The 16,832-nt window shown below is 38.3% G+C and carries 14 protein-coding genes; 9 read left to right on the plus strand and 5 right to left on the minus strand.

Annotated features, from left to right (window positions below):
* Positions 1-45: 45 nt before the first annotated feature.
* Together ACH8JV_RS00860 and fabR are read right to left on the minus strand one after the other, a co-directional pair.
* Positions 46-1,062 carry an AI-2E family transporter gene (locus ACH8JV_RS00860; protein WP_343569171.1) on the minus strand — a complete coding sequence of 339 codons (1,017 nt, stop codon included), beginning with the start codon at positions 1,060-1,062 and terminating at the stop codon, positions 46-48.
* Between the two features lie 168 nt (positions 1,063-1,230).
* Positions 1,231-1,926 (minus strand): HTH-type transcriptional repressor FabR, encoded by a 696-nt coding sequence (gene fabR, locus ACH8JV_RS00865; protein ID WP_002052794.1) that lies wholly within the window; start codon positions 1,924-1,926, stop codon positions 1,231-1,233.
* A 140-nt stretch (positions 1,927-2,066) separates the two neighbouring features.
* Here fabR and ACH8JV_RS00870 point away from each other — a divergent pair, with 140 nt between their 5' ends.
* Both ACH8JV_RS00870 and ACH8JV_RS00875 read left to right on the plus strand, forming a co-directional pair.
* Positions 2,067-3,137, plus strand: coding sequence for a ferredoxin reductase (locus ACH8JV_RS00870; RefSeq protein WP_396519213.1), 1,071 nt, complete (start codon positions 2,067-2,069; stop codon positions 3,135-3,137).
* A gap of 12 nt (positions 3,138-3,149) precedes the next feature.
* Entirely contained in the window at positions 3,150-4,244 is a 1,095-nt protein-coding gene (locus ACH8JV_RS00875; RefSeq protein ID WP_212511055.1) for an acyl-CoA desaturase, read from the plus strand.
* Between the two features lie 32 nt (positions 4,245-4,276).
* On the opposite strand, the gene ACH8JV_RS00880 is transcribed toward ACH8JV_RS00875, so the two are convergent.
* Positions 4,277-4,741 (minus strand): hotdog fold domain-containing protein, encoded by a 465-nt coding sequence (locus ACH8JV_RS00880; RefSeq protein WP_396519215.1) that lies wholly within the window; start codon positions 4,739-4,741, stop codon positions 4,277-4,279.
* 118 nt (positions 4,742-4,859) lie between these two features.
* On the opposite strand from ACH8JV_RS00880, the gene ACH8JV_RS00885 reads away from it, so the two are divergent.
* Positions 4,860-5,492 carry a TetR/AcrR family transcriptional regulator gene (locus tag ACH8JV_RS00885; RefSeq protein WP_396519217.1) on the plus strand — a complete coding sequence of 211 codons (633 nt, stop codon included), beginning with the start codon at positions 4,860-4,862 and terminating at the stop codon, positions 5,490-5,492.
* Between the two features lie 55 nt (positions 5,493-5,547).
* Here the strand turns inward: ACH8JV_RS00885 and ACH8JV_RS00890 are convergent, their stop codons facing one another.
* Entirely contained in the window at positions 5,548-6,249 is a 702-nt protein-coding gene (locus tag ACH8JV_RS00890) for an SIMPL domain-containing protein (RefSeq protein WP_396519219.1), read from the minus strand.
* Between the two features lie 466 nt (positions 6,250-6,715).
* On the opposite strand from ACH8JV_RS00890, the gene ACH8JV_RS00895 reads away from it, so the two are divergent.
* The 3 genes from ACH8JV_RS00895 (at position 6,716) to ACH8JV_RS00905 (ending at position 11,341) form a co-directional block, all read left to right on the plus strand.
* Positions 6,716-8,089: a diaminobutyrate--2-oxoglutarate transaminase gene (locus ACH8JV_RS00895; protein WP_263614313.1), complete on the plus strand. Its 1,374-nt coding sequence runs from the start codon at positions 6,716-6,718 to the stop codon at positions 8,087-8,089.
* A gap of 2 nt (positions 8,090-8,091) precedes the next feature.
* Positions 8,092-9,624 carry an aspartate aminotransferase family protein gene (locus tag ACH8JV_RS00900; RefSeq protein ID WP_346788974.1) on the plus strand — a complete coding sequence of 511 codons (1,533 nt, stop codon included), beginning with the start codon at positions 8,092-8,094 and terminating at the stop codon, positions 9,622-9,624.
* Positions 9,625-9,910: 286 nt separating this feature from the next.
* Complete coding sequence (locus ACH8JV_RS00905; RefSeq protein ID WP_396519222.1) at positions 9,911-11,341, plus strand: aldehyde dehydrogenase family protein; 1,431 nt, start codon at positions 9,911-9,913, stop codon at positions 11,339-11,341.
* 65 nt (positions 11,342-11,406) lie between these two features.
* Here the strand turns inward: ACH8JV_RS00905 and ACH8JV_RS00910 are convergent, their stop codons facing one another.
* Entirely contained in the window at positions 11,407-11,892 is a 486-nt protein-coding gene (locus ACH8JV_RS00910; RefSeq protein ID WP_000357090.1) for an Lrp/AsnC family transcriptional regulator, read from the minus strand.
* 134 nt (positions 11,893-12,026) lie between these two features.
* Here ACH8JV_RS00910 and ACH8JV_RS00915 point away from each other — a divergent pair, with 134 nt between their 5' ends.
* The 3 genes from ACH8JV_RS00915 to ACH8JV_RS00925 all read left to right on the plus strand — a co-directional run bounded on the left by ACH8JV_RS00915 (position 12,027) and on the right by ACH8JV_RS00925 (position 16,755).
* Positions 12,027-13,748, plus strand: a complete 1,722-nt coding sequence (locus ACH8JV_RS00915; RefSeq protein ID WP_396478345.1) for an alpha-keto acid decarboxylase family protein — start codon at positions 12,027-12,029, stop codon at positions 13,746-13,748.
* A 139-nt stretch (positions 13,749-13,887) separates the two neighbouring features.
* Positions 13,888-15,267, plus strand: coding sequence for an amino acid permease (locus ACH8JV_RS00920; RefSeq protein ID WP_368568111.1), 1,380 nt, complete (start codon positions 13,888-13,890; stop codon positions 15,265-15,267).
* 456 nt (positions 15,268-15,723) lie between these two features.
* Positions 15,724-16,755: a substrate-binding domain-containing protein gene (locus ACH8JV_RS00925; RefSeq protein WP_002052826.1), complete on the plus strand. Its 1,032-nt coding sequence runs from the start codon at positions 15,724-15,726 to the stop codon at positions 16,753-16,755.
* Positions 16,756-16,832 lie beyond the last annotated feature (77 nt).

Below are 16,832 nucleotides of genomic sequence, written 5' to 3' on the forward strand. Positions count from 1 at the left end.
ATAAAAAAGCGCCTTTAAGGCGCTTTTTTATTGAATAAATTTTAATTAAATCATTCGGGCATCTTTTAATTCTAGTTTTAAATAGGCATAAAAGATTGGTGCTGCAATTAGGCCACCTAAACCAAAAATTGACTCAAAAATTAACATTGCCAATAAAATTTCCCATGCGTTGGCATTAATTTTATGACCAATAATTTTCGCATTAATAAAATATTCTAACTTATGTACTAATACGAGGTAGAGCAGAGCAACACCTGCTAGGCCGAGTGAAACCGTAAGTGCAGCAATAAAAGTAAGCGTATTTGAAATTAAGTTGCCTAAAATTGGAATGAGACCAAACAAAAAAGTAAGAATGGTTAAGGTTTTGGCGAAAGGTAGGTGAACACCCCAAATCGGCAATAGTACAAACGCAAATAAGATAAAGAGCAGGGTATTAATTGCCGAAATTTTAATTTGGGCAAAAACTACATTCCTAAAAGAAATTGATAATTTTTGAATACGTTGAATGAGTAACGACTTAAAAATAGGCTGTGGTGTACGACGGTGAAAGCCATGAATAGCCACCAAAATACCAATAATAAGGCCCATAATCATGGTTACAAAGTTATGTAAGATATCGGAACTGGCATTTTTTAATGTCGTCACGTTATCTTTCATAAACGCGAAAATTTCATCTTTTAGTTCTGTAACACTATCTGGAATATAACCTGGAAGATATTTGCCAATTTCGCTTTGTAAGTGTAATAGCGTTTGATCGACTTTATTGTTGATATTATGGATACCTACACCCTTTAAGTCATAAACGACAAAGCTAATTAAACTTGTAATGAAAAAGGCAATAAGTGAAACCGTGATAATACTGAGTAAAATACTAATAAAAATGCGGGCTCTTTGACCATCAATATAACGTTCAACAATAGAGCTTAAACTAATAATAATTTCATAAATGAGAAAGCCAGCAAAAAAACTTGCTAAGAGATGCAAGGGGATAACCGAAAGCAAAAAAATGCCCATCAGAATATAGCTTGCAATCAGGCTTTGACGATTACTCAAACTTTGCATGTGAATCCCTAAATATCGTGGGGAAAAATGGGTATGTATTGCTAGAATAATAATTACTTATACTCTTGCATGTTGGTTGCTTCAATCTGTGAATTATATTTTTATCAAGAAATAGGTATGTCTGTATAAAAAATGGCTTGTAAAATCACAAACCATTTTATGTTGAATTTATCGTATTTTTGCTTCGTCTAGATGACGGGCACCTTCTAAAATCATTCTGATCATGATCATGGTTTGTTCAGCGACTTCCGCACGTTGATGAACTGGAAGATCGATCACCTTAGCACCCATGTGAAATACCAGTTGCGTAATTGCTTTTGCAACAAGTTCCGGATGGTATAGGTGGTTGTTATTTAATCGCTCTAGACGGATTAAATCTTCTTGTAGCTCTTGCTGGAAAAAGTTGAGCTGACGGTCTACCGCAGCTTTATAAGAAGCTGAACCTGTAAAGCCTTCGCGTAATAACAGACTTAAATTACCTTCATCTGCATCAAGCTGTTGAAGAAAAATTTCTACCGAACTACGAATAATGCTGTCTTGAAAAGATGCACGCAAACGAGCTTGACGAATAATCTTACGTAAAACGATACCAGCGCGGTCAATGAGTGAAATGGCTAATTCATCAATATCTTTAAAGTGGCGATAAAAGCTATTTGGTGCAATACCAGCTTCTCTCGCAACTTCACGTAAGCTTAATGAGGCGATACTTTTTTGTGGACCAATCAGGTTAAGTGCAGCCTGAAAAAGTTCGTCTTTCGTAATAGTCGCTTTTCTTCCAACAGAACGCGTTGCTGTTTTTATTTCAATGACATCTTGTGAAGAGGCTGTGTCATTTGGGCTCTGAGAAAGTGAGGTTTGGGTCATGCTTTTCAATATGTTCTTAAACTGTCTGGATTATAGCGTTAGACAGGGAACTTGTGAAATTGTAATTAAAAGTACAGGTGTATATACAAATATATATACATGTGTATAATAATTAAAAAAGAGCGACAGAGCCCTCAGTTATGCAAGCAATCGAAAAGAGAAATTCTCTATTCAATTCATTAACACAAGCTGTATTTGATAAAGATATAGCGAGTTTCTGGCTACAAAAAATAAATCCTTTATGGTCTGTGCAGCATGGACTAGTTCAAATTGTAAAAAAAGAATTCGTAGCTCATGACACTGTGAGCCTTACTTTAAAATGCAACCGTTTGGTTAAAATGGGAGCAGCAGGTCAGCATCATCCAGTGATTGTTGAAATTGCAGGCCGCCGTTATGAACGTACTTATAGCTTGACGCAAGTAGACGCAGAGCACTTACGTTTAACCGTTAAAAAAGTTGCTGATGGTATTGTCAGTAACTGGTTCATTGCCGAAAGTAAAATTGGTGATATTTTTGAGCTTGGTCAGCCTTATGGTGACATGCAACAAAATATCCAGACACCGAAATTAATTATGTTGGCTGCGGGTAGTGGTATTACACCAATGTTGAGCTTAATTACAGCAATTAAGCAAAGCCAGCAGTTAGAAAAAGTACAGGTTCAGCTTTTATATTGGGTAAAACAGCGTTCTGATGCTGCTTTTACAGAGTTTTTCGAACAAGTAGCAGAGCAAAATCCAAACTTCAGCTATCAGGTGTTTTACACACAAGAAACACCAAATGATGAGCGCTTAAATGCTGAACATCTTGCATTGGTTGATGATATTGAAAACAGCACGGTCTACGCATGTGGTCCATCTGGCTTTGTTTCAACTGTCGAAGAGCTTTTTGAAAAAGCGCCAGCCGTGTTTACTGAAGCATTTAGTTTAACTAATGAAAGCTCTGCAGATGACGTTGGTTATGTGAATGTCACATTAACACAGTCTAATAAAGTGATAGCAATTCCTAAGGGTCAATCAATTTTGGTGAGCCTAGAGCATGAAGGTGTTAAGCCAACACACGGTTGCCGTATGGGAATTTGTAATAAATGTGTTTGTAGTAAAACGCAAGGTTCTACACGTAACTTACTCAACGGTAGTCAAAATACAGAACCAAGCCAGTTACTCAAGATTTGTGTGAACTCAGCACAATCCGATCTAGTTATTGATCTTTAAGAGAGACCTCTTATGAATATGCCAGTGAAAGTCGAATATTTTAAAAATCCTAAAAATCGCGATTTGACTCCAGCGGAACTTGAAGCATTTGCAAAAGAGCTTGATCAGATCAAACAAGAAGTATTGGATGATTTGGGTGAAAAAGACGCAAAATACATCCGCCGTGTTTATGCAGCAGTTCGCTATAGCGGTCTTTTAGGCCGTGCATGTCTATTTGCAGGTTGGTTCCCGCCAGCATGGATTTTAGGTACAGGTCTATTAGGCTTCTCTAAAATTATGGAGAACATGGAGCTCGGTCATAACGTGATGCACGGTCAATATGACTGGATGAATGATCCTAAGTTTAATGGTCAAACTTATGAGTGGGACACAGTAGGTACATCGGATAACTGGCGCCAAACGCATAACTATAAGCATCATACTTATACCAATATTAAAGGTATCGATGATGACATTGGTTATGGCTTACTTCGCTTATTCCCAGAGCAACGTTGGAAACCAGGTTTCTTGCTTCAACCTGTTTATAGTATTCCGTTTTGCTTATTGTTCCAGTGGGGCGTAGCAATCCAGAATCTTGAAATTGGTCGTGTTCTTTATAAACGTAAGACTAAAGCAAAATTTTTGGAAGAGTTAAAACCAGTGAATAAAAAGATTGGTAAACAACTTTTTAAAGACTATGTTTTCTTCCCACTCATTGCAGGACCTGCTGCATTACCTGTATTTACAGGAAACTTGGTTGCAAATGGTCTTCGTAATATTTGGACATTCAGTATTATTTTTTGTGGTCACTTCACAAAAGATGCAGAAGTGTTTCCAAAAACAGTTTTACAAGATGAAAGCCGTGGTCACTGGTATATGCGCCAAATTCGTGGTTCTTCTAACTTAACTGGTTCGGAAGCATTCCACATTTTATCTGGTCACTTAAGCCACCAAATTGAACACCACTTATTCCCAGATATTCCTGCTCGTCGTTATCGTCAAATGGCTCCAAAAGTTGAAGCAGTTTGTAAAAAATATGGTTTGAACTATAACAATGCTAGCTTTGTTAAACAGTTCGGCCAAGTGGTTGGGCGTATTGCAAAATATGCTTTCCCATTTAAAAAATAAGATAAAAAAGCCCTGAAATTTCAGGGCTTTTTTTATTTCTTTTTAGAAATCCACATTGTAATGACCGCATGAAACACTTTGTCTTTATGAGTGTCGTAAACATCTACACTTACTAAATATTCTCCTGCTTTTTCCCAGTCATAATTAGTTTGTACAGGCGTCGCAATAGCGATGAGGTCTGTTTCTGCCTTTTTTAAATATTCAACTGTCATACCTTTAGGAATCCAGCGGTGTGTAGAAGGGACGGTAACTTCTGTCATAGTACCACCTGCGAGTTCTGCCATATTGCACATGGCAATTGCATGGATCGTCCCAATATGGTTAAGCACAGAGCGCTTCTTCTTAATAGAAATTTCGCAATAGTTCGGTTTTAACTCAATAAAAAGAGGGGAAATGCTACCGAAATAGGGCGCTTTTAGACACAGCATACGAGAGAATGTCCACTTTCCTTTAGGAAAAGCAGTCACTTTTTTCCAAAGTTCTAAGGTAGTTGGCATAATTTTACTTCCTATAATTTTAAATACAGAATATTATTCTGTTAAAGAATATAGTTCTGTTTACAAATAGGCGTCAAGTCATTCAAAATATCTCCGATGACTGGTCAGAGAATACAAAATGGTATCTGCTCAAAACTTATTAGAACGTTTGTATCCCGGAAGAAGGGCTGTTTTAAAACGACAAATATTGTTAGATGCTTTAGTCTGTTTTTTAGAGCATGGTATTGAAACGACCAGTATAGAAATGATTCGTGCCAAATCAGAAACGAGTGTTGGAGCGATTTATCATCATTTTAAAAATAAAGAGGGTATCGTCGCGGCATTATTTTTTTCAGCTTTAGATGACCAAACAGCTCTAAGAGATGAATACTTAAAACAGGCCAAAACGCTACAAGATGTGGTATTTGCTTTAATTCATAGTTATGTGGACTGGGTAAGTGAGCAGCCTGAATTTGCAAGATTTTTAAATTCAGCAAGTTTTAACATGATGAAAGGTGAAGAACACCAGCAGCTCGTCCAAAGAAATAAGAACAGAAACCAAAATATATTTAGTTTGATTGCAAATTTTGAAGAATTTAAAGCATTAACTTTAATTCCAAATGAGCTTTTGCTTTCATTGGTGATTGGTTCTACAGAAAGCTATTGCCGTGCGTGGTTATCGCAACGTGTAAAGTCCGACCCTAAAGTTTATAAAGATGTGTTAGCTAAAGCAGCTTGGAGTTCATTGCAGGATTTACGTTTGGAATCTTAATATCGAACAATAAAAAACCGCATTCTTATGCGGTTTTTTTAGTTTGAAAGATAAATTATTTAAACTGGATTGAACCGTTTGCATTTACGGTAATTTTAGACTCACCAGCAGCCATGTCTTGAGCTGGTACCGCTTCAGCAGCAGCGAACTTAGCTAGGCTGGCACGCATAACAGGTTGAGGGAAGTAATTGTTGGTATTCAAGTTCAGATTCACCAATGTGTATTGGCTTTTATTCCAAGCTTGAGTCAGCATTTGAGCACGTTGCTGGAAGCTTTTAGATGCTTCAACCATTAACTCATTTTCAACTTTTTTACGTTGCTCATCTGAAACACTAAAGTTAATTGATTGGGTTTGGAAGTTTTGCTGTAACTCATTAATCAATTGGCTTGCTGCTTTAAAATCTTTACTTTCTAAACGGATTTCTGCACGGCCACGCCATTCTTTTAACTTATTACTGTCATTGTCATAAATTGGATAAGTGCTTTGAGCACCAGTTTCCACTTTTACTTGCGGGTATTTACGTGAAGTCGCAAGTGCTTGATTCATTAACTGGTTAATTTGATTTGAAAGTTCAGCAGGTTGCTTGTTACTTTTTTCAATATATAAAGTTGCATGCATTTCATCGTTAGATACCTGACGAGAAGCTTCAGCTTGTACATTTACGATATTGTAGTGAAGTGCATTATCATCTTGGGCAAAAACCATAGGGCTGAGTACCGTACCAAGTAGAAGAGTAGATATTGCTAAAGTACGCATAAATTTATCCTTTAAAAATTAATATAAATTTAATTTTTTTCATTAAGAAATGTTAAACATAAGTTATGCATAACTTTTGCAGATTTTGTGGGGTATTTGTAATATTTAAATCAATTTTTTTAATTTTTGGTGCAAATAAAAGCTTTAAAAAATAAAAACTTAAAAATAAAGTATTTCAATGTAACTTAAAAAATCAAACTAATATAAAAAAAGAATATTTTCTTTAGGTTGTCACATAGTATGATGATAATTCATCATAACTATTGGGATAATACATTTTTTCAATAAGATTAGATGAGTAAAGTACACAAAAGACGTTTTTTTTCTTGCAAAATTAGGTATCATCGCGCTCCTAGTTACAAGATATAAAATATGTGTCTTCGCTAGTTCTATAAAGCACCGAGTCAAAGGACCAAAAGTCACCAGACTTATTTCTTTCTACCCTTATCAGAGATGGTAATCCGATATGAGCGTTACTTCTGTCAACCCTGCCACTAATGCTACCAACGAATATTATTTGACTCGCCAAAGTCAAATGGAATCGAATGTTCGTAGCTATCCACGTAAATTACCGTTAGCGATAGCGAAAGCACAAGGTTGCTGGGTTACTGATGTTGAAGGTACACAGTACCTTGATTGTTTAGCTGGGGCAGGTACATTGGCTTTAGGTCATAATCATCCTGCGGTGATTCAAAGTATTCAAGACACATTGGCAAGTGGTTTGCCATTGCATACTTTAGACTTAACCACACCTTTAAAAGATGCGTTTACTGAAGCGTTGTTAGCATATTTACCAGGCGGTAAAGAAGAGTACTGCTTACAGTTCTGTGGTCCTGCTGGTGCAGACGCGACTGAAGCAGCGGTTAAACTTGCTAAGACTTACACTGGTCGTAGTTCAGTAATCAGTTTCTCTGGTGGTTATCATGGGATGACCCATGGTTCACTTGCAATGACTGGTAACTTAAGTGCGAAAAACTCGGTTAATGGTTTAATGCCAGGCGTACAATTCATGCCATATCCGCATGAATATCGCTGTCCACTTGGTTTAGGTGGTGAAGCTGGTGTTGATGCTTTAACTTATTATTTTGAAAACTTTATTGAAGATGTTGAAAGCGGTGTAACTAAGCCTGCAGCTGTTATTCTTGAAGCAATTCAAGGTGAAGGCGGCGTTGTTACTGCTCCAGTAAAATGGTTGCAAAAAATCCGTGAAGTGACTGAAAAGCACAACATCGTTTTAATTTTAGACGAAGTTCAAGCTGGCTTTGCACGTTCAGGCAAAATGTTTGCATTCGAACATGCAGGTATTGAACCTGATGTTGTTGTAATGTCTAAAGCAGTAGGTGGTGGTTTACCACTTGCAGTATTAGGTATTAAACGTAAATTTGATGCTTGGCAGCCTGCTGGTCACACGGGTACTTTCCGTGGTAACCAACTTGCTATGGGTACTGGTCTTGTCGTATTAGAAACGATCAAGGGACAAAACCTTGCTCAAAATGCTCAAGAACGCGGTGATTTCTTACAAGCTGAATTGAAAAAATTAGCTACTGAATTCCCATGTATCGGTAACGTACGTGGCCGCGGTTTAATGATCGGCGTTGAAATCGTTGACGAGCGTAAACCTGCTGACCGTATCGGTTCTCATCCTGCTGACTCTCAGTTAGCGGCTGCGATCCAGACTGCTTGCTTTAACAACAAGTTATTGCTTGAAAAAGGCGGTCGTAACGGTACAGTAATTCGTTTACTTTGCCCGCTTATCATCACTCAAGACGAGTGTGTTGAAGTAATTGCCCGCTTCAAGAAAGCAATTGCAGAAGCATTGGTTGCAGTACGAGGCGCGTAAGAATGGTGGATTTTGCAGAACATCGTAAAGCGTTACTCTGCAATGATGCACAATCCATTGCTGACTATGAGTCAGCAATGGGCGAAGCGGTAAAAGCCGTTTCAGCATGGTTGCAAAATGAAAAAATGTACACAGGCGGTAGCATTAAAGAATTGCGTTCAGCAATTTCTTTCCAACCTTCAAAAGAGGGTATGGGTGTACAAGAATCACTTCAACGTATGATTGAGCTTTTCTTAAATAAAAGCTTGAAAGTACACCATCCACATTCATTAGCGCATTTACACTGCCCAACTATGGTGATGAGCCAAATTGCGGAAGTGTTAATCAATGCAACTAATCAGTCTATGGACTCATGGGATCAAAGCCCGGCAGGTTCATTAATGGAAGTTCAGCTTATTGATTGGTTGCGTCAAAAAGTAGGTTATGGTTCTGGTCAGGCTGGTGTTTTCACTTCTGGCGGTACTCAATCTAACTTGATGGGTGTATTGCTTGCTCGTGACTGGTGTATCTCGAAAAACTGGAAAGACGAAAATGGTAACCCATGGTCTGTACAGCGTGATGGTATTCCAGCTGAGGCAATGAAAAACGTCAAAGTCATTTGTTCTGAAAATGCGCATTTCTCTGTGCAAAAGAACATGGCAATGATGGGCATGGGCTTCCAGTCAGTTGTGACGGTTCCTGTGAATGAAAATGCACAGATGGATGTTGATGCTCTCGAAAAAACGATGGCACATCTTCAAGCTGAAGGTAAAGTTGTTGCTTGTGTTGTTGCGACAGCAGGTACAACCGATGCTGGTGCAATTGATCCATTGAAGAAAATTCGTGAAATCACAACGAAATATGGTTCATGGATGCACATCGATGCTGCGTGGGGCGGTGCACTGATCTTGTCAAATGACTATCGTGCAATGCTTGATGGTATTGAGTTGTCTGACTCGATCACTCTCGATTTCCATAAGCATTATTTCCAAAGCATTAGCTGTGGCGCGTTCTTGTTAAAAGACGAAGCGAACTATCGTTTCATGCACTACGAAGCTGAATACTTGAACTCTGCTTATGATGAAGAACATGGTGTACCAAACCTTGTGTCTAAGTCATTACAAACGACTCGTCGTTTTGATGCATTGAAATTGTGGATGACCATTGAATCACTAGGTGAAGACTTATATGGTTCAATGATTGACCATGGTGTAAAACTGACTCGTGAAGTTGCAGATTACATCAAGGCAACTGAAGGTTTAGAGCTTTTAGTTGAACCACAATTTGCTTCGGTATTGTTCCGCGTTGTGCCAGAAGGCTACCCAGTTGAGTTTATCGATAGCTTAAACCAAAACGTAGCAGACGAATTGTTCGCACGTGGTGAAGCAAATATTGGTGTAACAAAAGTGGGTAATGTACAGTCATTGAAGATGACAACATTAAGCCCTGTTGTAACATTCGAAAATGTTAAAAACCTTTTAGGTCAAGTATTGGCTGAAGCTGACCGCATTAAAGATGCAATTGCTTCTGGTAACTATGTACCACCAATCGACTAATTAAGTTGATAACAAAAAAAGCTCGGTTTATTGCCGGGCTTTTTTATTACATATTATTTTTATTAAAAGTGTGCATCGCAAGAGAATGAAATGCACAAAACATGCATATTTTCAAAAAACATAAATAATTATGCATGATTTATGGGGAGCAAATTTCTTATTGTATTGGTATGTTCCCGATATTTTGGGTCGCATTGATATATCAATATCGTACTCACTTTAAATAATCCCGCTTTAACTGAAAAAAGTAAGTGGCTGTAATTACAATTAAGACAAGGAAGAAGAAATGCAACAAGCGAATATGCTCAATGAATTTAAACTCATTATTGGCGGTCAACTTTGTTCAGGTGAACAAGGTGAACTAGAAATTCTTAACCCTGCTACTGGCTTAACTGCTGCACGTTGTGCAAAAGCTTCGGTTGCACAGGTAAATCAGGCAGTGAGTGCAGCCAAACAAGCATCTAAAGCTTGGCAACAAGTTTCTCATGATGAACGTAAGTCGATCTTAAATAAGATTGCAGATGGAATTGAAAAGCACGCTGAAATGCTCGCAGAGTTGGTAGTGCTTGAACAAGGTAAGCCACTCGCGCTTGCACAAATGGAAGTGCAGGGCGCAATTGGCTGGACGCGTTACGCGGCTGCTATGGATTTACCAGTTGAAGTAATTGAAGACAGTGAAACCAAGCGTATTGAACGCCATCGCCAACCATTAGGAGTAGTAGCTTCAATTACTCCTTGGAACTGGCCACTCATGATTGCGGTTTGGCATATCATGCCTGCTTTACGTGCAGGTAACGTTGTCATTAGTAAACCTTCTGAATACACGCCACTCTCAACTTTGCGTTTATGTGAAATCATTCAGCAAGAAGTTCCGGCAGGTGTGATCTCAATTGTGGTTGGTGCTGGTGAGATTGGTGAAGCATTATCTTCTCATCCAGATGTGCAAAAAGTCGTGTTTACGGGATCAACTCGAACAGGTCAGCACATTATGGCTGGTGCAGCTCAGCAGTTAAAACACTTAACTTTAGAGTTGGGTGGTAATGATGCGGGTATTGTATTGCCAGATGCAAATATCGATGAAATTGCAGCCAAGATTTTTAATATGGCGTTCTTAAACGCTGGTCAAACATGTGCAGCTTTAAAGCGTCTATACGTGCATGAAAGCCAATATGAGGCTTTATCTCAAAAGTTAGCTGATATTGCCAACGCTCAAGTTGTGGGTGATGGTATGGCGTCTTCTACAACATTTGGTCCAGTACAAAACCAAATGCAATATAACAAGGTAAAAGCTCTGATTACTGAAGCGATTGGACAAGGTGCAAAAGCACTGTCTGGACAACAACAGCTACCAGAGCAAGGCTACTTTATTGCGCCAACAATTCTGACTGAAGTTTCTGACTCTTGCCGCGTGGTACAAGAAGAGCAATTTGGTCCAGTGTTGCCTGTTTTAAAGTATACCGATATCAACGATGCAATTGCCCGTGCCAATGACAGCGAGTTTGGTTTAGGTGGATCAATCTGGTCTTCTGATATTAAAGCTGCTCAAACTTATGCTAATCAGCTTCAATGTGGCACTGTTTGGATCAATACCCATGCAGAAGTCTTACCTCATGCACCTTTTGGTGGTTGGAAAATGTCAGGCTTAGGTGCTGAGTTTGGTTTAGAAGGTTTACTTGAAAATACGATTGGGCAAACGGTTCATATCAGTAAAGTCTAAATATTAATTTTAAGGCGGATCTAGTATCCGCCTTTTTATTTTTATGGGAGAAAAGCTTCGCTTACTTATTGGGAGTGATGATAGCTCATGCTTTTAGGTTTGATTAAAAAATGATTCTGTTCTTTAATTTTTTTAAGAACAATGTAAGACTTTATGTGCCCTATAAAATTATAAGAAAGTAATCTTTCAGTCACAAATTGAGAAAGCTGTTCTAAGTTTTCAGCAACGACTTTTAAAATAAAATCCGCATCGCCACTAATTGAAAACGCATCTTGAATGTTGTCTTCAGCTTCAATGAGCTCTTGAAAAGCCTGTTGTGATTTTGCCTCGTGTGTCCTTAAATTAATGTGAATCATTGCTGTAACTTCCAGCCCTAGCGCCTGTTGTTGAATGCGCGCCGTGTAACCGAGAATCACACCTTTTTGCTCGAGCAATTGACGTCGTCTTGAACATTGCGAAGCAGATAAACCGATTAAGTCTCCAATTTCCTGATTGGTGAGCCGTCCATTCTTTTGTAGTGCCTGAATGATTTGCCAGTCGAACTTATCCATTGCATAAAATCCTTTTATGATACACAAATCATGTATTTTTATTAAAATGCGTTTTCATTATGCACGAAATCTAAAAGATAGATGAAATATTATTTTTCTATGGAATAAAAATTGGTCTCAAAGGATATAGAGCAATGTTCATAGAAATTGGTGAATTTTTAAATCTTCGTCTAAAACAAATGGGTATCCAACATCTTTTTGGTGTACCTGGTGATTTTAACCTCTCATATCTAGAACAAGTTGAAGCAGACCCACAACTCGAATTTATTGGAAATTGTAATGAATTAAATGCTGCCTATGCAGCAGACGGTTATGCACGAATTAACGGTTTTTCTGCCTTGGCAACCACTTATGGTGTAGGTGACTTAAGTGCCATTAATGGTATTGCAGGTGCCTATGCAGAAAATGTACCGCTTATTCATATCTCAGGTATTCCACCTTTACATGCAGTTCAAAAGGGCACTTTAATTCACCACACGCTTGTCGATGGTAACTACGACAACATTATGAACTGTATGAAAGAGTTCACTGTTGCCCAAACACGTTTAACTCCAGCAAATGCAGCCTTTGAAATTGACCGTGTGCTACGTCAGTGTTTCCTTGAGCGTCGTCCTGTACACATCCAACTACCAGGCGATATTACTCACGTTAAAATTGAAGTATCTGAGCGTCCGCTCGACCTAAGCTATCCAGCAGTTGAACCTGAATTATTGCAAAGTGTGGTAAGCAAACTTTGTGACATTATTGAGAATGCTCAAAGCCCAGCACTTCTTATTGATAATGAAGCTTCGGTTTTTGGTGTAACGTCGCTTTTAAATGATCTATCTCAAAAATGCTCAATCCCATTTGCAGGTATGAATACTGCAAAAAATATTATGGATGAAGGCTCGCCTCGTTATATCGGGACTTATGTAGGTGGGGCAAGCCAACCGCATGTAAAAAATATCATTGAGCAATCTGACTGTCTAATTGGTATTGGTGCACGCTTTACCGATGTTGGCTCAGCTGTATTTACTCATCAAATTGAGACCAAGAATTACATCGAAATTAAATCTTATGGTCTGAACATTTTCGGGCAAGATTTTCCGGGTATTGAAATTGGCCAGTTACTTGTTGAGCTAAATAAAAAAGTTGCACCACGTAAATCTTCAACCCCTCTTCTTGAAAAACAACCTCAGAAAGTAGTTGAAGCACCAGCTCAACAAAAGCTAAGCCAAGATGTGCTTTGGAATTATATTTCAGGGTTCTTAAAAGAAGATGATGTGATTATTGGTGAAGTAGGAACATCAAACTCTGCTTTGTCAGGTATAAAGCTTCCAGCGACAGCTAAATATATTGCTCAGCCGCTTTGGGGCTCTATTGGTTATACCCTGCCGGCTTTGCTTGGTAGTTTGTTAGCTGCTCCTGAACGCCGCCAAATTTTGTTTATTGGCGATGGTTCTTTCCAGCTTACGGTACAAGAGCTTTCTACAATTATCCGTCATGGTTTAAAACCAATTATTTTCTTGCTGAACAATGGCGGTTACACCATTGAGCGCCTAATTATGGGTGAAACTGCTGCCTATAACGATGTACAAAACTGGAAATACACTGAAATTCCAGCGGTATTTAACGGTAAGAAAGGCCATACAACTTATGTAGTTGAAACCGCAGGGCAGCTAAAGAGCGTTTTAGACAACGTTCAGCAAAATGACCAGTTAACTTTTATTGAATTAAAACTACCGGCAATGGATGCGCCAGTAAGTTTGAAAAAATTTGCTTCCGTGATTGCACGTTTTGACTACGGCGATCGTGGCTACGAAATTTTAAAGGAGCGTTCCCAACCGATTAAATGTAAGGATGCAAGCTCGTTTTAAATAGAAGATAGGACACGTCTTCTCAAAATTAAATGGACTCATATTAAAGCAACTTATGTCCGAAGGTCGGTTTCTGGCCTTCGGATATGGTGCTGAATAAAGGTGTACAGGAAGTGACACCAACATTGGAGATAATGTTATGGATGCAAACAATAAGCACGAGTTAAAACAAGGCTTATCCAATCGGCATATTCAACTCATCGCACTCGGAGGGGCGATCGGAACAGGGTTATTCTTAGGTCTTTCTCAAACAATTAAATTGGCTGGTCCTTCAATTTTATTAGGATATGCAATTGCTGGGGTGATTGCCTTTTTAATTATGCGTCATTTGGGCGAAATGGTTGTTGAAGAACCGGTAAGTGGTTCTTTTAGTTATTTTGCGAACAAGTATTGGGGCAAAATGGCTGGTTTTATGTCTGGCTGGAACTACTGGGTATTGTATGTGCTGGTGAGCATGGCTGAACTGAGTGCAATTGGTACTTTTATACAGTTTTGGTGGCCTGAAATTCCGACATGGATGACTGCATTATTTTTCTTTATTTTAATTAACGGCATTAACTTGGTAAATGTCCGCTTTTTTGGGGAATCCGAGTTTTTATTTTCCTGCATTAAAATTGTTGCCATTTTAAGTATGATTGGCTTTGGTGCTTATCTTTTACTTTCAGGCTCAGCAGGTCCGCAAGCGGGTGTTGCAAATTTATGGCAACACGGTGGTTTCTTCCCACATGGTATTCATGGCTTTATTATGGCCTTGGCTGTCATTATGTTCGCATTTGGTGGCTTAGAGCTTATTGGTATTGCTGCGGCAGAAACCAAGAAACCAGAAACAACAATTCCAAAAGCAGTGAACCAGATTGTGTACCGCATCCTGATTTTTTATATCGGTGCAATCGGTATTCTTTTATGTCTTTACCCTTGGAATATGGTGGCAGAAGGCGGTAGCCCATTTGTCATGATTTTCCAGTCACTCAATAGTAATGGCGTAGCGAATGTTCTGAACTTTGTAGTCTTAATTGCTGCTATTTCGGTTTATAACAGTTGTATCTATTGTAATAGCCGTATGCTGCATGGTTTGGCAGAGCAGGGTAATGCTCCGGCAATTTTGAAAAAAGTAAACAGTCGTGGTATTCCGGTTCCAGCAGCAGTTGTTTCTGCATCAATCACAGCAGTCTGTGTGGTGGTGAACTATTTAATCCCTGGTCAAGCTTTTCAGCTCTTTATGATGTTGGTTGTGGCTGCACTTGTTATTAACTGGCTTATGATTTCAGTCACACATTTGAAATTTACCAAAGCAATGAAATTACAACGTCGCCAAACCAAGTTCCAAAGCATTATGAGTCCATGGAGTAATTATTTAACTATTAGCTTTGTATGTTTCATTCTTATTATTATGGCAATGACGCCAGATATGAGACTGGCTGTAATTTTAGGTCCAATCTGGCTTGCTGTTTTAGCCATCATGTATTTCTTCAAGTACCGTAAAAAAATGGTTCCTATGCCAGAAGTACAATCAAACTAATACGCTAAATTGACAGTGATATTGCGGTTATCTGACAAAGAGCAGGTAACCGTTTATCTTTTTGTCATAATATTTTCATGTTAGAACGAAATAATTTTTTAAAAATAAATATGACATGTAAAAATCTGAGAAATATGTCAATAAATTAACTTTGTAATATCAATTTATTAAATTCTTTAAGCTTTTATAATTTAAGAATAATTGTAATTTTATCAATTTGGGTGATTGTCATATTTAATATAAAATTGAGGTAACACAACCCTTATAAAATAAGATTAAATGATTGATATAAAATAGATTTAGAAATGTGGCAATGAACATTATAAAAATCATGAAAGCGTCATAATACTGTAACTTATTTGTCATATTTTCTATTCACAATGCAGCTATCGAAGAGCGTACAAGCACTCAACAAAAAGTGACGTACAACCTATTGCATTAATGAGAGAGAACAGAATGCGCTTAAATCCACGTCAAATCGCAATTGCGTTAGCAGTAACTGGGGCCGCTGTAACAACGACTGCAAATGCAGCTCGTGATACGATTCAAATTGCTGGTTCTTCAACTGTATTACCGTTTGCCAGCGTTGTAGCTGAAGAGTTTGGTAATACATTCCCTCAATTTAAAACTCCTGTTGTAGGTTCTGGTGGTTCTTCTGCTGGTTTAAAACAATTCTGTCAAGGCGTTGGTGACAACACGATCGACGTTGCAAACGCTTCTCGTAAAATTAAAACTACAGAAATTGAAGCTTGTAACAAAGCTGGCGTAAAACAAATTCAAGAAATCAAAATCGGTTATGACGGTATCGTATTTGCGTCTAGCTCACACAAAGCAGCTTATAAATTAAAACCTTACCATGTGTTTGCTGCTTTAGCTGCACAGTTACCTTCAAAAGGTAAATTGGTTCCAAACCCTTATACAAACTGGAACCAAATTGACAAATCACTTCCTAACGAACCTATTACGCTTGTAATTCCTGCGTCTAACCACGGTACGCGTGAAGTTTTCCAAGAAAAAATGGTTGATGCTGGTTGTGAATCATACGAATACTTCAAAAACCTAGATAAAGATGCTCAGAAGAAAGCATGTTCGACTTTCCGTAAAGATGGCCGTGTAATTGAAATTGCTGGCGACTATACAGAAACTCTAGCTCGCTTAAAAACTTCTCCAAGTGCAGTAGGTGTATTTGGTTTAAGTTTCTATGACATGAACCGTGACAAGTTACGTGTAGCATCAGTAAACAACGTTCTTCCTTCTGAGAAAACTGTGTTAAATGGTACATACCCTGTATCTCGCCCATTATTCTTCTATGTGAAAGGCGAACACTTAAAATCAGTTAAAGGTTTACCACAGTATGTAGAATACTTCCTAAGCAAAAAAGCAACAGGTAAAGGTTCTAAAGCTGAGCGTGATGGTTTAATCGCGATGTCTGACGCAGAACGCGCTAAAGTCTTAGCTGACTTTAAAGCAGGTAAAACTGTTAAATAAATTGTTTTGAATAGGGGCTGGTGATCCCAAGTGATCATCAGCCTTTTTGTCTAACACGTTTTTCCCAAATTATGACA

The sequence above is a fragment of the Acinetobacter sp. ABJ_C5_2 genome (genome assembly GCF_044538485.1).
GTDB lineage: Bacteria > Pseudomonadota > Gammaproteobacteria > Pseudomonadales > Moraxellaceae > Acinetobacter > Acinetobacter nosocomialis_A.